The organism is Stenotrophomonas nitritireducens (assembly GCF_001700965.1).
In the GTDB taxonomy this organism is placed as follows: Bacteria; Pseudomonadota; Gammaproteobacteria; order Xanthomonadales; family Xanthomonadaceae; genus Stenotrophomonas; species Stenotrophomonas nitritireducens_A.
Map to the genome: position 1 here is coordinate 4,393,540 of NZ_CP016756.1, position 12,938 is coordinate 4,406,477.

The window sequence follows — 12,938 nt, forward strand, 5'->3', positions numbered from 1 at the left end:
GGGAAGCTTATGGAAGAGACTCAGTCTATCTGCACTGACGACTGTAAGGATCGGATGAGGTCGCCTTTTTTGAGCGATCTAGACCAATTATTCCGCTGACGTGCCAACCGGCCAGTAGTGACTGTCCGGCACCGTGCGCGCACCGAAAATCGCCTGGCCGACACGCACCACGGTGGCGCCTTCTTCGATGGCGATCTCGAAGTCACCCGACATGCCCATCGACAGCTCGTCCAACTGCATGCCGTCCGGTGCGTGCTGGCGCAGGCGCTCGCGCAATTCACGCAGGCGCACAAAACAGGCGCGCACCTGCTCGGGCTGGGCCGAAAAAAGCGCCAGCGTCATCAGACCACGCACCCTCAGCGCACCAGAGCGCGGCAGCGCCTGCAGGAAGTCGGCAACCTCGTCGGGGGCCAGGCCGTACTTGCTGGCTTCGTTGGAGGTGTTGACCTGTACGAATACGTCCAGCGAGCGGCCTTCGGACTGCAGGCGGCGCTCCAGCGTCTGTGCCAGGCGCAGGCTGTCCAGTGCCTGGAACTCGCTTGCGAAGCGCGCTACCAGTTTGGCCTTGTTGGTCTGCAGGTGGCCGATGACCGACCACTGCAGGTCACCCAGATCCTGCATGGCCTCCCATTTATGGTGAGCTTCCTGCACCTTGTTCTCGCCCAGCAAGCGGCAACCGGCCTGATAGGCCTGGCGGATATGCGCCTCGTCGATGGTCTTGCTGACCGGCAGCAGGCGCACGCTGGCAGGGTCGCGGCCCACGCGTTGGCAGGCAGCGGCGATGCGTTCATGAACCAGGGCCAGGTTGCGGCGGAAGTCGTCCGCGGTTTCGGCGCGCGGGTATTGGCCGTGCAGGGCGTGCCGGGTCTGGGTGCCAGCAGCGGCTTCGGGGAGTGGGGTGTGCATGGTGCCTCCAGCAGTTTCAATGGCCGCAGGGGTGTTGGCATCGGCGGCCCCGAGGGGGCTGGATTATCGCGCGCCCCGGTGTTGCTGGCAGCAACAACAGACCGCCCAGCCGGAAAGGGGGCATGAAAAACCCGCCATCCGGTGCCGTGAGGGGAGGGAGACTTACGGCGCGGTACTGCTGGCGGGTTCAAGGATTCTCACGCAACTAATGCTGCTTTGCAACATTACTGGTCTTCAGCATGCTGCTCGCTGTGCGTTGCGCGGCTTTCGGCGCGGGTGAGGCGGCGATTGAGGGCGTCCAGGCGGTCGTTCAGCGCCTCCAGGTCGGAGCGGGAAGGCACATCCAGGCGCCGCAGCACGCTGTGCACCCGGTCCTCAAACGATTTCTCGACCCGGTCCCAGGTGCCGGCGGCGCGCTCGCGGGCCTGGCCCAAGGTGTTCTCCACCGTATCGCGCAGACTTTCGCCCTTGCTGGACTGCTCGCGTGAGCGGGCTTCCATGGTCTGGCCTTCCTTGACCAGCGTGTCGAACAGCTTGCTGCCCTCGGCCTGCGCGCGCGACAGCGCACCCAGGCCGGCCAGCCAGACCTGCTGCGCCGATTCGGTGACCTTCCTGGTCAGGCGTTCGGCCTGGCCTTGGCTACCTGCGGTGTCGTCCTCGTCTTCCGGGCGTTGCTCGTAAGTGGTCATGACGATGCTCCTGTGCGGGGTTGAAGAGTCCAGCTACACCGTAACGGCTCACGGGCCTGGTTTGTGTGACGGCGGTGGCTCAGCCGAGTTTGTCAGTCAGCACGCGTTGAATTTCTGATTCCACCATGCCTTTCATGGCCGACAGCAGGAAGCCCAGCTCGGCCTTGACCCGCACGGCGCCGGGCAGCAGCTCGATGGCGCCATCCACGCCGGAACGGTTGAAATGCAGCACTGCGCCTTCCCAGCGAGTAACCACGTCAAAGCGCTCCTGCAGTTTTTCGGCGACCTCGGCAATGGCGGTGCGGGCCTTGTCGTCGGACAGGGAATGAGCGTGCTGGATATCAATGGTCGACATGGGTGTGGCCTGTACGGCTGCAAGTAAGAAAGTTGCGCCATTGTGCGGACCCGCGCGGCGTAGTCCAAGCCTCACGAACAGCTTCTGCATGACGGGGCGACCTGCTAGTCTGCTGCGGTGCGTACTCTGCAAGTCCATTTCAGCAATCGTCAGCAGCCCGATCAGTCCTTGATGCCGGGCGTGCAGCGCATTGTCCGGCATGCGTCCGGGCAGGTCCGGCTGGGCGACGGCAGTGTCGGCCCCTTGCTGCTGGCGCAGTTCTGTACCGACCAGCGCGGGGTTTGGCTGCAGGTGGCCAACGGCGGCCGCGGCATCCATGTCAACGGTCGCCCGGTGCGGCGCATGGCGTTGTTGCGGGCCGGCGATTCGGTCTATGCCGACGGTGCGGAAATGCTGCTGCGGGGCGACTGCGAGCAGGTGACGCAACCGCCGGAAGCACCTGCCGAGGGCAGTGACGATCTGCGGGTGCTGCTGCGCGGGGTAGGTGGCCGTCACCACGGCCGCAGTTTCACCTTGGACAAGCCGCGCAGCATCGGCAGCGATCCTGCCAGCGATATTCTCATCGACGACCCGGCCTTCGCCCCGCGTCATGCCCGCTTCGAGCGGCATGGCGACAAGGTATTGCTGCGCGACCTGGGCTCGGCCGAGGGTAGTCAGGTCAATGGCGTGATTACCCGCCACTGCTGGCTGCAGGCCGGTGACCAGGTGGTGTTTGAAGGCAACCACCGGTTCGTGCTGGAGGTGCCGCTGGGTCCGGTGTCCGCGCCAACGGCCTTCCTGCCGAAAGACGACGACGTGCCGGAACGGGTCAAGCCGTCAACGGCGGTGCCTGTCAAACCCGCGCGGCAGCGACGTTGGCCTTGGCTGCTGCTCAGCGCCTTGCTGCTGGGTGCGGCGATCAGCGCGCTGCTGCTGTTCGGGGCGCGCTGAGCACCTGTTGCGACGGCCTAGGTCATGCCGTTCAGGCACGGCTGAAACCGCCATCCACAATGGGTGCAGATGCAACTTTTCCCGGGTGGCCCAAGGCTGTTGCGCTGCGGCATACTAGGGGTTCTGCTCAACAGGTGTGACATGACTCGCGCATTCAATTTCAGTGCCGGCCCTGCGGCATTGCCGGAATCGGTCCTGCGTCAGGCGCAGGCGGAGATGTTGGAATGGAATGGCGTAGGCGCGTCCATTGTCGAGATCAGTCATCGCAGTGCCGATTTCATGGCCGTGGCGGCCCAGGCCGAAGCCGATCTGCGGACGTTGATCGGTATTCCGGATGACTATGCGGTGCTGTTCCTTGGTGGCGGTGCCACCACCCAGCAGGCGCTGCTGCCGTTGAATTTCGCCAGCCCCGGGCAACGCGCTGACTATGTGGTCAGTGGCCACTGGGGCAAGACCGCGATCAAGCAGGCCAAGCCCTACGTGGATGTGAACATCGCCGCCACCGGCGAGGCCAGCGGGTTCCGCGATATTCCGCCGCGTTCGCAATGGCAGCTGTCGGCCGATGCGGCCTATGTGCACATCACCGCCAACGAGACCATCCATGGCGTCGAATTCCGCGATGTGCCGGACGTTGGCGAGGTCCCGCTGATCGCCGATTTCAGCTCGTCGATTGCGTCCGAGCCGATTGATGTGTCGCGTTATGGCGTTATCTACGCCGGCGCGCAGAAGAACCTGGGCCCGGTCGGCATTGCCGTGGTCATCATTCGCCGCGATCTGCTGGCACGTGCTGGCCAGCCGCGCGCGGACATCTTTGATTACCGCTCGCACGTCGAGCGCGATTCCATGTTGAACACACCGCCGACCTGGAACTGGTATCTGGCCGGCTTGATGTTCAAGTGGATGCTGGCCCAGGGCGGTGTGGAAGCCTTCGCCAAGCTGAGCATGGCCAAGTCTTCCGCGGTCTATGAGGCCATCGACGGTTCGGGCGGCTTCTACCGCAATGAGGTGGCTTCGGCCGTGCGTTCGCGCATGAACATTCCGTTCTTCCTGCCCAGCGAAGAGCTCAACGCGCGTTTTGTCAGTGAGTCCAAGGCCGCCGGTCTGCTGGCGCTGAAGGGCCACAAGGCTGTCGGCGGCATCCGGGCTTCGCTGTACAACGCCATGCCGCTGGAAGGTGCGCAGGCGCTTGCAGCGTTCATGCGTGATTTCCAGCAGCGCAACGGCTGAACCATTCCCGCCGTGCGCAGCGCGCCGGCCAGTAACAGGTAGACGATTCCATGGCGACCAAGCCAAGCAAGAACGCCAGCAAGACCCCGCCGGCTGCGGCAACCAAGCCGGTTGCCAAAAAAGCAGCAGCCAACAAGGCGCCAGCCAAGAAGCCTTCGGTCAAGCAAGCAGCTGCCAGCAAGAAGGCGGCCGACAGCTTGACCGTCGCCAAGCCGGTGTTGTCGGACGTGCGCGCCAAGATCGACCAGATCGATCGCAGCATCCAGGCATTGATTGCCGAGCGGGCAAACTTCGCCCACCAGGTTGGCAAGGCCAAGGGCAAGCTGGCTGCGGCCGTCGACTATTACCGCCCCGAGCGCGAAGCGCAGGTGCTGCGCATGGTGGTGGACCGCAACGAAGGCCCGCTCAGCGACGAGGTGCTGGTACATGTGTACCGCGAAATCATGTCGGCCTGCCTGGCCCAGCAGGAGCCGCTGAAGATCGGTTATCTCGGTCCGGAAGGCACCTTCAGCCAGCAGGCCGTGCTCAAGCACTTTGGCCGCTCGGCGATGGGCTTGCCGATGGCCAGCATCGAAGAAGTGTTCCAGGAAGTGGAAGCGGGCAACGCCGATTTCGGCGTGGTGCCGGTGGAAAACTCCGGGCAGGGCACGATCCAGATCACGCTGGACATGTTCCTGACTTCCAATCTCAAGATCTGCGGCGAAGTGGAGCTGCGGGTACAGCAGTTCCTGATGTCGCGCAGTGGGCGCATCGAGGATATCGAGCGCATTTATGCGCATCCGCAGTCGTTCATGCAGACCTCGGCCTGGTTGCGCGCCAATCTGCCCAAGGCGGAGAAGATTCCGGTCTCCAGCAATGCCGAAGGCGCGCGTCGCGCCCGCAATGCGGAAGACGCGGCCGCCATTGGTGGCGAGAGTGCAGGGCACGTCTACGGTTTGAAGAAGGTGGTGACCAAGCCGATCCAGAACGATGCGGACAACACCACCCGTTTCCTGGTGATCGGCCGGCAACTGTTCCCGTCGTCGGGCCATGACCGCACCTCGGTGCTGGTCTTCATCCACGACAAGCCCGGCGCCCTGTTCGACGTGCTGAGCCCGTTCGCGCGCCATGGCATCAGCATGAACCGCATCGAGTCGCGTCCGTCGCACCAGGCCAAGTGGGAATACGGTTTCTTCATCGACCTGGCCGGCCATATCGAAGACGAATCGATGCAGGCTGCCTTGGCCGAATTGAAGGCGCACTCGGCGCAGATCAAGGTGCTCGGCTCCTATCCGGTCGCCGTGCCCTGAGCAATGCGCAGTTCCTTCCCCCGCACGCGGGGGAAGGTGCCCGAAGGGCGGAAGGGGGCGCTTTTCCGTCAGCAGCCCAGCAACCCGCACATTCTTCTTTCCTGCATTCGCGGAAGGAACACAGCAGATCAGAGAGACCGCATGACCTCCCAGCCCTACTGGATTGCACACAAAGGTTCCGCCCTGCAGGGTACGCTCGCCATTCCCGGCGACAAGTCGGTATCCCACCGCTCGGTGATGTTTGCTGCACTGGCCGATGGCGTATCGCATATCGAGGGCTTCCTGGAAGGCGAGGACACCCGCGCCACCGCGGCGATCTTCGAGCAGATGGGCGTGCGCTTTGAAACGCCGTCGCCGTCGCAGCGCATCGTCCATGGCGTGGGCGTGGATGGCTTGAAGGCCCCGCAGGCGGCGTTGGATTGCGGCAATGCCGGTACCGGCATGCGCTTGCTGGCCGGCCTGCTGGCGGCGCAGCCGTTCGACTCCACCCTCATTGGTGACGAATCGCTGTCCAAGCGGCCGATGCGCAGGGTTACCGCGCCGCTGGCGCAGATGGGCGCCAGCATCGACACCCAGGAAGACGGTACGCCGCCGCTGCATATCCACGGTGGGCAGGCGCTGCACGGTATCGACTACGCGTTGCCGGTCGCCAGTGCGCAGGTGAAGTCGGCGGTGTTGCTCGCCGGCCTGTACGCGCAGGGCGAAACCTCGGTGGTCGAGCCGCATCCGACCCGTGACTACACCGAACGCATGCTGCGTGCGTTTGGCGTGGAGATCGATTTCGAACCGGGCAAGGCGCGCCTGCGTGGCGGCCAGCGTCTGCGTGCGACCGATATCGCGGTGCCGGCGGATTTCTCGTCCTCGGCGTTCTTCATCGTCGCCGCCAGCGTCATTCCTGGCTCGGAAGTGCGACTGCGTTCGGTCGGTTTGAATCCGCGTCGTACCGGCCTGCTGGCCGCACTGCGGCTGATGGGCGCGGACATCCGTGAGGAAAACCACGCCGAGCACGGCGGAGAGCAGGTTGCCGATCTGATCGTGCGCCATGCCCAACTCAAGGGCGCGGAAATTCCGGAAGACCTGGTGCCGGACATGATCGATGAGTTCCCGGCGCTGTTCGTTGCCGCTGCGGCGGCGCAGGGCCAGACCGTGGTGCGCGGCGCGGCCGAACTGCGGGTCAAGGAATCGGACCGTCTGGCCGCCATGGCCACCGGCCTGCGCACGCTGGGCCTGCGCGTCGACGAAACCGAAGATGGCGCCACCATCCACGGCGGCGCGTTGGGCAGCGGCACGATCGAGAGCCACGGCGACCATCGCATCTCGATGGCCTTCGCCATCGCTGGCCAGCTCAGTACCGGTGAGGTGCGCATCAACGATGTGGCCAACGTGGCGACCTCGTTCCCGGGCTTTGACAGCCTGGCCAGTGGTGCCGGCTTCGGGCTTAGCGTCCGCTCCTGAATTCCACCGGCACCTGCACCACGCTGTTAATGGCGCGGCCATCCCGCATCGCGGGCTGGAAGCGCCATTGCTGCAAGGCTTGCAAGGCAGCCTGGTCCAAGGCGGCATCAATCCCGCCCTCGTGGCCGATCACCGCTGCGTGGCTGACCGCACCCTTGTTGTCCACCTGCAGCCGCACGATCACGTCGCCCTCGACGCCCGCAGTGAGCGCGCCGGCCGGGTAGCTGGGCATGGGGTTGCCGGGCAACGGATTGGCATCGTTGTTGCCGGCGGTACTGATGACGGAGGTGCTGTCGGCGGTGGTTATCGATACCGGGCCGGTAGCGGCCGGGCCCTGCAGCCCGCGATAACCCAGCCAGCCAAACAAGGTCAGTACGCCGACCGCCAGAGCCACCCACAGCAACGCCGCACTGACGCCATGCGTCTGGACAGGCGCGGCCGGTGCGGGACGATGGGTTGTGGAGTGCTGAGGGATGCTGGACATCGACTTGGGTGCTCTGCGTAACGTCTACGCGGCAAGTCTGGTCCCGCACTCCCAAACGGCGAGTGACTTTGGGCAGAACCCGGCGTCCTTGGGGAGCCGGGGTTCAGTTTACTGAGCGGGTTTGAAATCGAAGGGGATCTCAAGGCTGCCCTGCATCGGCTGGCCATTGCTCTGGGCCGGCTGGAAACGCCAGTTGCGCACCGCCTCCTGGGCGGCGCGGTCCAGATCACGTGAACCGCTGCGCTGCACCAGGCGAACGTCCAGCGGCACGCCATTGGCGTCCACATCCACCCGTACCACCACGGTGCCACTCTCGCCGCGGCGGAGGGCAGCGGGCGGATAATCCGGGGCAGGGCTCTGTCCGGGCAACGGAACCGGCTGATCGCTGGGCGCGGCGGCGGCAGGTGCAGGCGCCGGTGCAGGCTCGGTGGGCGCGGCTTCGGCGATGGGTTGCGGCGGCGGGGCGGGTGCGGTTTCCACCAGCTCCGGTGCCTGCTCCACGGCCTCGGGGCGCGCGGCGGGCATCTCGCTGGCGCCGGAACCGGCGGGCAGGGGCGCAGGCAGCGGTGCCAGTACCGCGTTGCTGGCCTGCGGTTGGGCCGGATCGGCCCGATAGAATTCGTTGTTGCGGCGGGCGTTGAGCCATACCACCAGGAACAGCAATATCCCGACGCCAAAGGCGATGCCGGCAATCTTCAGGCTGCTGCGGGGCAGGTGAAAAGTGAAGTTCTGGTCGGAGCGGGAGCTGGGAGCGGACATGGCCTTGACCGTATGGAACCGGCTGATTCTTGCACAGGAAAGGTGAATCGCGCGGCAGAAAGACGCAGTTCGCGCGATAATCTACAGCTCACACCCGTACACAGTGCCCAGCCATGCTTGATCCAGCCCTTCTTCGCCAGCAGCCCGCCGAACTTGCCGAACGCCTGCGCAACACGCGCGGCTATGTGCTGGATGTGGCCGCCTTCGAATCGTTGGAGGCTGACCGCAAGCGCATCCAGGTGCGCACCCAGGAACTGCAGAGCCTGCGCAACAGCCGTTCCAGGTCGATTGGCCATGCCAAGGCCAAGGGCGAGGACGTGTCGGCGATCATGGCCGAAGTGGCCGCGTTCGCCGATGAGCTGAAGACCTCCGAGGCCCAGCTCGATGTGCTGCGTGAGCAGATCGAAACCTTGTCGATGGGCATTCCGAACCTGCCTGCGGCCGATGTGCCGGCCGGCAAGGACGAGAGCGAAAACGTCGAGCAGCTGCGCTGGGGCACCCCGCGCGAATTCGATTTCCCGGTGCTGGACCATGTCGAGCTCGGCGCGCGCAACCATGGCCTGGACGCGGAAACCGCGGCCAAGCTGTCTGGCGCCCGCTTCACCGTGCTGCGTGGCTCGATTGCCCGCCTGCACCGTGCGCTGGGCCAGTTCATGCTCAATCTGCACAGCAACGAGCATGGTTACGAAGAAACCAACGTGCCGGTGCTGGTCAATGCCGACTCGCTGCGCGGCACCGGCCAGCTGCCGAAGTTCGAGGAAGACCTGTTCAAGACCGCGCTGGGTGAATCCACGCGCTACCTGATCCCGACCTCGGAAGTGCCGCTGACCAATATCGTCCGCGACGAGATCATCGACGCCGAGCGTCTGCCGCTGCGCATGACTGCCCACTCGATGTGCTTCCGTTCCGAAGCCGGCAGCGGTGGCCGCGATGTGCGCGGCATGATCCGCCAGCACCAGTTCGAGAAGGTGGAGCTGGTCAGCGTCTGCACCGCCGAAGACAGCGACGCCGAGCACCAGCGCATGACCAGCTGTGCAGAGGCCGTGCTGCAGAAGCTGGGGCTGCCGTACCGCAAGGTGCTGCTGTGCACTGGCGACATGGGCTTTGCGGCCATCAAGACCTACGACCTGGAAGTCTGGTTGCCGTCGCAGCAGACCTACCGCGAGATTTCGTCGTGCTCCAACTGTGGCGATTTCCAAGCCCGTCGCATGCAGGCGCGCTGGCGCAATCCGGGCGGCAAGCCGGAGCTGGTGCACACCCTCAACGGCTCGGGCGTGGCTGTCGGCCGCGCGATGATCGCGGTGATGGAGAACTATCAGAACGCCGATGGCTCGATCACCATTCCCGAAGTGCTGCGCCCGTACATGGGCGGCGCCGAGCGCATCGCCTGATCAGCGAGATGTAGTGCCGAGTCATGCTCGGCATTGGCGGTGCCATGCAGCAGACGGGCGCTCATTCGTTGAGCCCCCAACGCAGCATGGCTGCGCTGAAAAAAAGAACGCCGCGCTCCCGTCGGGAACCGCGGCGTTTTTGTTGGCCGAGGAAAGGCCAGTCGCCTGCGCACCGCAATGTAGTGCCGAGCCACGCTCGGCAAGCGGCGTCATGCAGTAAGCCGGCAGCCTCCGCCAATTCCCAGGCGCATTTCCATCGCGACTAGCTACAAGGCTTAGCAAGTTCCATCGATCTGCCAGGCGTAGCGCGGCCTTTTTCGGCGAGCAAGCAGATACCGGGAAGGCTCCGAAACGCCGCAGTAGCCACATCCGAAAACCTGAATAGGTAAGCATCTAATCCAGTCGGGCTGGCAATCAGGACTGTTTGTGGTCTGATTTGTAAATACAGGACAAAGGTGTTTAAATTCTCCGGTTCGTTCCAATAGTGGGATCAATCCATGCAGGACCTCAACGACCTGTATTACTTCGCGATGGTGGTCGACCATGGCGGCTTCGCGGCTGCCGAGCGAGCGCTGGGCATCCCCAAATCGCGCTTGAGCCGGCGCATCAGCCAGCTGGAAACCGACCTGGGCGTGCGCCTGCTGCAGCGTTCGACACGCCGCTTCGCGGTCACCGATGTGGGCATGAGCGTGCACCGGCATGCGCAGACCATGCTGGCTGAAGCCCAGGCTGCGCGAGAGGTGGTGGACCGGCTCAGCGCCGAGCCACGCGGGCTGGTGCGTGCCAGCGTGCCGGTGTCACTGGCGCAGATGCAGCTACCCAAACTGCTGCCCAAATTCCTTGAGCAATACCCGAAGGTGCGGTTGCAGCTGAATATCAGCAATCGTCGTGTTGACATCATCAATGAAGGCTATGACGTCGCCCTGCGCGTGCGTTCGCGGCTGGATGATGACGGCAGCCTGGTGATGCGCAGTTTCGGCCAGGTGCAGGAACTGCTGGTTGCCAGCCCGGCCTATCTGGACCGGGCGGGGCGGCCGGCTTCCCCGGAAGACCTGGCCAACCACGTCACCCTGAGCATCAGTGAGGACGAAGCGCGTCAGCGTTGGGAACTGCACGGCCCAGGCGGCGAAGTCCGCCGGGTTGAGCTGCAGCCACGCGTGGCGGGGTTTGATTTCCCGTTGCTGCAATCCATGGTCAAGGATGGCTTCGGCATCACCATGCTGCCGGAAACCGTCTGCGCCGAGGCTGTGCGCAATGGCGAGCTGGAGGTTGTGCTGCCGGACTGGTCGCTGCCGCAGGGCATCTGTCACGCGGTATTCGCCTCACGACGCGGGCTGTTGCCGGCGGTGCGGGTATTCATCGACTTCCTGGCCGAGCACCTGCCCACCGAACTGGAGGCCTCCCGCCTGCATTGCGGCGGCGCCTGCGAGCGGGCCAAGGAGAAGATCCGTGCCTCGATGGCCGGCGCACTGGCAATCGAGGCCGGTTGAACAAAAACGCCGGCAAGCATGCGAGAATGCGCACCCCGGGACGCTATCCGGGGCAACAACGCGTAACGGACAGATGGCCGAGCGGTTGAAGGCACCGGTCTTGAAAACCGGCGAAGGGTCAAACCTTCCGTGGGTTCGAATCCCACTCTGTCCGCCAGACTTGAAAAAAGCCGCTGATCCCAGCGGCTTTTTTATTTGCGGCAAGTTGCCGGGCGCGTACCGGCGAAGGCGGCATGTGTACCAGGCGCGCACCTCTGGTGGTGGTTCCGCTGCTAGAATCGCGCCGGCTTGGGGGAGCTGCGCGCCCGGGTATGCATGGGCTGATCGCGGCAATACCTTCAAGCGCTCGCGTCGGACCCCATGGATTTACGAAAACTCATACTCGTGCTCACGTTGATCGGGGCACTGGTGCCGTTCGCCAACACCTTCTACGCCAGCTATACCGTGCAGCGTCAGCAGCTGGTGGACACCACGCTGGACGGCAACTACGCCTACGCCAACAAGCTGGCCAAAAGCACCGAAGACTTCCTGCAGGCCTCCCAGCTGCAGCTTGCCTACACCGCGCAGCTGCTCGCCATGAAGATGGATGACGTGGCCAAGCTGGAGGAAGAAGCCGCGCGTCTGCGCATGATGAGCAAGAGCTTTAACTCCATCACCATCTTCGATGCGACCGGCAAGGTGCTGGCCACCTCGCCGGAAACCCTGGGCCTGCAGGGCAGGGTGCTCGGCAGTGAGGCGGTGAAGACGGCGCTGCGGGAAAAGCGTCCGCTGATCAGTGCGCCTTATCAGTCGGCGACGGGCAACTTCATCGTCTTCATCAATCATCCCATCGTTTCCGCGACCGGCCGCTATCTCGGTGCGGTGGGCGGCGCGATCTACCTGCAGAAAGAAAACATCCTCGACCGGCTGCTCGGCCAGCACTTCTATGTCGACGGCTCTTATCTTTATGTGGTGGACCGGCAGAAACGCATCATCTACCACCCCGACCCCAAGCGGGTTGGCGATCTGGTGAAAAACAATGTCGTGGTTGACCGCGTCGCGGCCGGCCAGTCGGGCAAGGGCGGCACGGTCAACTCGCAGGGCGTCAGGATGCTGGCGGGCTATGCGCCGGTGACTTCGACGGGGTGGGGGATTGTTGCCCAGCGGCCGGAGGCGGCCACACTGGCACCGCTGGCCCAGCTGATGCAGAGCACGCTGTACAGGGCGCTGCCGGCCACCCTGCTGACCTTGATCCTGATCCTGTGGAGTGCCCGCTTGATTTCGCGCCCGCTGCATCTGCTGGCCGATGGCGCGCGCAAGATGGAGGATCCGTCCTCGGCGAAGGACATCCGCTCGGTGAAGTCCTGGTATTTCGAATCGCGCGAGCTGAAAAAGGCACTGTTGATCGGTATCGACGCCTTCCATAAAAGTTTCACCAAGCTGCGCGAGGACACCGCCACCGATCCGCTGACCCAGCTCGGCAATCGCCGGCGGCTGGACGAGGCGTTGGCCAACTTCGAGCGCCAGGCAACCACGTTCTCGGTAATTTCGATGGATATCGATCACTTCAAGAAAGTGAACGATATCCACGGCCATGCAGCCGGTGACGCAGCACTGCAGCAGCTTGCCCAGCGCATGCGCGAGGCCTGTCGTGCCTATGATGTGCCGCTGCGTGTGGGGGGTGAAGAGTTCCTGATCCTGCTGCCATCCACCACCCTGGCAACTGCGGCCCAGGTAGCCGAGCGTCTGCGCAAGGCGGTGGAGGAAATGAAGATTCCGACCGTCGGCACGATTACCATTTCATTGGGCGTTGCCAATTGGCCGCAGAGCAGTTTTGAGGTGGAGGCCGTGCTCAAGGCCGCTGATGAAATGCTGTATGTGTCCAAGCGCAGCGGCCGGAATCGTGTTTCGGTGCACCAGCGGGAGCTCGGCGCTGCCGGCTAGACCGGCAGGAGTGGGGCGGGGAGCGCAGGCGCGGCGATGG

The 12,938-nt window shown here is 64.3% G+C and carries 12 protein-coding genes and 1 tRNA gene; 8 read left to right on the forward strand and 5 right to left on the reverse strand.

What is annotated here, in order from left to right:
- Window positions 1-87: 87 nt before the first annotated feature.
- From BCV67_RS18690 to BCV67_RS18700, 3 genes are all read right to left on the reverse strand, one after another.
- A complete protein-coding gene (locus BCV67_RS18690; protein WP_062167650.1) occupies window positions 88-906 on the reverse strand; it encodes a YggS family pyridoxal phosphate-dependent enzyme in 819 nt (272 codons plus the stop codon).
- A 224-nt stretch (window positions 907-1,130) separates the two neighbouring features.
- Entirely contained in the window at window positions 1,131-1,595 is a 465-nt protein-coding gene (locus BCV67_RS18695; protein ID WP_062167648.1) for a phasin family protein, read from the reverse strand.
- A 79-nt stretch (window positions 1,596-1,674) separates the two neighbouring features.
- The gene (locus tag BCV67_RS18700) at window positions 1,675-1,950 is read right to left on the reverse strand and encodes a polyhydroxyalkanoic acid system family protein (RefSeq protein ID WP_062167647.1); all 276 of its coding nucleotides are present in this window, start codon (window positions 1,948-1,950) and stop codon (window positions 1,675-1,677) included.
- A 117-nt stretch (window positions 1,951-2,067) separates the two neighbouring features.
- Here BCV67_RS18700 and BCV67_RS18705 point away from each other — a divergent pair, with 117 nt between their 5' ends.
- The 4 genes from BCV67_RS18705 (at window position 2,068) to aroA (ending at window position 6,851) form a co-directional block, all read left to right on the forward strand.
- Window positions 2,068-2,880 (forward strand): FHA domain-containing protein, encoded by an 813-nt coding sequence (locus tag BCV67_RS18705; protein ID WP_062167645.1) that lies wholly within the window; start codon window positions 2,068-2,070, stop codon window positions 2,878-2,880.
- Between the two features lie 141 nt (window positions 2,881-3,021).
- On the forward strand, window positions 3,022-4,107 hold the full coding sequence (gene serC, locus BCV67_RS18710) for a 3-phosphoserine/phosphohydroxythreonine transaminase (protein WP_062167644.1): 1,086 nt from the start codon (window positions 3,022-3,024) through the stop codon (window positions 4,105-4,107).
- Window positions 4,108-4,157: 50 nt separating this feature from the next.
- Window positions 4,158-5,396 carry a prephenate dehydratase gene (gene pheA / locus BCV67_RS18715; protein WP_062167643.1) on the forward strand — a complete coding sequence of 413 codons (1,239 nt, stop codon included), beginning with the start codon at window positions 4,158-4,160 and terminating at the stop codon, window positions 5,394-5,396.
- A gap of 141 nt (window positions 5,397-5,537) precedes the next feature.
- Window positions 5,538-6,851: a 3-phosphoshikimate 1-carboxyvinyltransferase gene (gene aroA, locus BCV67_RS18720; RefSeq protein ID WP_062167641.1), complete on the forward strand. Its 1,314-nt coding sequence runs from the start codon at window positions 5,538-5,540 to the stop codon at window positions 6,849-6,851.
- On the opposite strand, the gene BCV67_RS18725 is transcribed toward aroA, so the two are convergent.
- Complete coding sequence (locus BCV67_RS18725; RefSeq protein ID WP_082746546.1) at window positions 6,835-7,335, reverse strand: TonB family protein; 501 nt, start codon at window positions 7,333-7,335, stop codon at window positions 6,835-6,837. The two genes, aroA and BCV67_RS18725, sit on opposite strands and share 17 nt — an antisense overlap.
- Before the next feature lie 108 nt (window positions 7,336-7,443).
- Window positions 7,444-8,094: an energy transducer TonB gene (locus BCV67_RS18730; RefSeq protein ID WP_062167639.1), complete on the reverse strand. Its 651-nt coding sequence runs from the start codon at window positions 8,092-8,094 to the stop codon at window positions 7,444-7,446.
- Between the two features lie 113 nt (window positions 8,095-8,207).
- On the opposite strand from BCV67_RS18730, the gene serS reads away from it, so the two are divergent.
- The 4 genes from serS (at window position 8,208) to BCV67_RS18750 (ending at window position 12,898) form a co-directional block, all read left to right on the forward strand.
- Window positions 8,208-9,485 carry a serine--tRNA ligase gene (gene serS, locus BCV67_RS18735; protein WP_062167638.1) on the forward strand — a complete coding sequence of 426 codons (1,278 nt, stop codon included), beginning with the start codon at window positions 8,208-8,210 and terminating at the stop codon, window positions 9,483-9,485.
- Window positions 9,486-9,982: 497 nt separating this feature from the next.
- Window positions 9,983-10,975 (forward strand): LysR family transcriptional regulator, encoded by a 993-nt coding sequence (locus BCV67_RS18740; RefSeq protein WP_062167637.1) that lies wholly within the window; start codon window positions 9,983-9,985, stop codon window positions 10,973-10,975.
- 67 nt (window positions 10,976-11,042) lie between these two features.
- A tRNA-Ser gene (locus BCV67_RS18745) sits at window positions 11,043-11,132 on the forward strand.
- Window positions 11,133-11,359: 227 nt separating this feature from the next.
- Window positions 11,360-12,898 carry a sensor domain-containing diguanylate cyclase gene (locus BCV67_RS18750; protein WP_197430090.1) on the forward strand — a complete coding sequence of 513 codons (1,539 nt, stop codon included), beginning with the start codon at window positions 11,360-11,362 and terminating at the stop codon, window positions 12,896-12,898.
- The last annotated feature ends 40 nt before the right edge of the window (window positions 12,899-12,938 follow it).

Bases quoted from the DNA above. Each gene is read 5' to 3' on its own strand.
- BCV67_RS18690 (WP_062167650.1), bottom strand. From the start codon at position 906: ATGCACACCCCACTCCCCGAAGCCGCTGCTGGCACCCAGACCCGGCAC.
- BCV67_RS18695 (WP_062167648.1), bottom strand. From the start codon at position 1,595: ATGACCACTTACGAGCAACGCCCGGAAGACGAGGACGACACCGCAGGT.
- BCV67_RS18700 (WP_062167647.1), bottom strand. From the start codon at position 1,950: ATGTCGACCATTGATATCCAGCACGCTCATTCCCTGTCCGACGACAAG.
- serC (WP_062167644.1), top strand. From the start codon at position 3,022: ATGACTCGCGCATTCAATTTCAGTGCCGGCCCTGCGGCATTGCCGGAA.
- pheA (WP_062167643.1), top strand. From the start codon at position 4,158: ATGGCGACCAAGCCAAGCAAGAACGCCAGCAAGACCCCGCCGGCTGCG.
- aroA (WP_062167641.1), top strand. From the start codon at position 5,538: ATGACCTCCCAGCCCTACTGGATTGCACACAAAGGTTCCGCCCTGCAG.
- BCV67_RS18725 (WP_082746546.1), bottom strand. From the start codon at position 7,335: ATGTCCAGCATCCCTCAGCACTCCACAACCCATCGTCCCGCACCGGCC.
- BCV67_RS18730 (WP_062167639.1), bottom strand. From the start codon at position 8,094: ATGTCCGCTCCCAGCTCCCGCTCCGACCAGAACTTCACTTTTCACCTG.
- serS (WP_062167638.1), top strand. From the start codon at position 8,208: ATGCTTGATCCAGCCCTTCTTCGCCAGCAGCCCGCCGAACTTGCCGAA.
- BCV67_RS18740 (WP_062167637.1), top strand. From the start codon at position 9,983: ATGCAGGACCTCAACGACCTGTATTACTTCGCGATGGTGGTCGACCAT.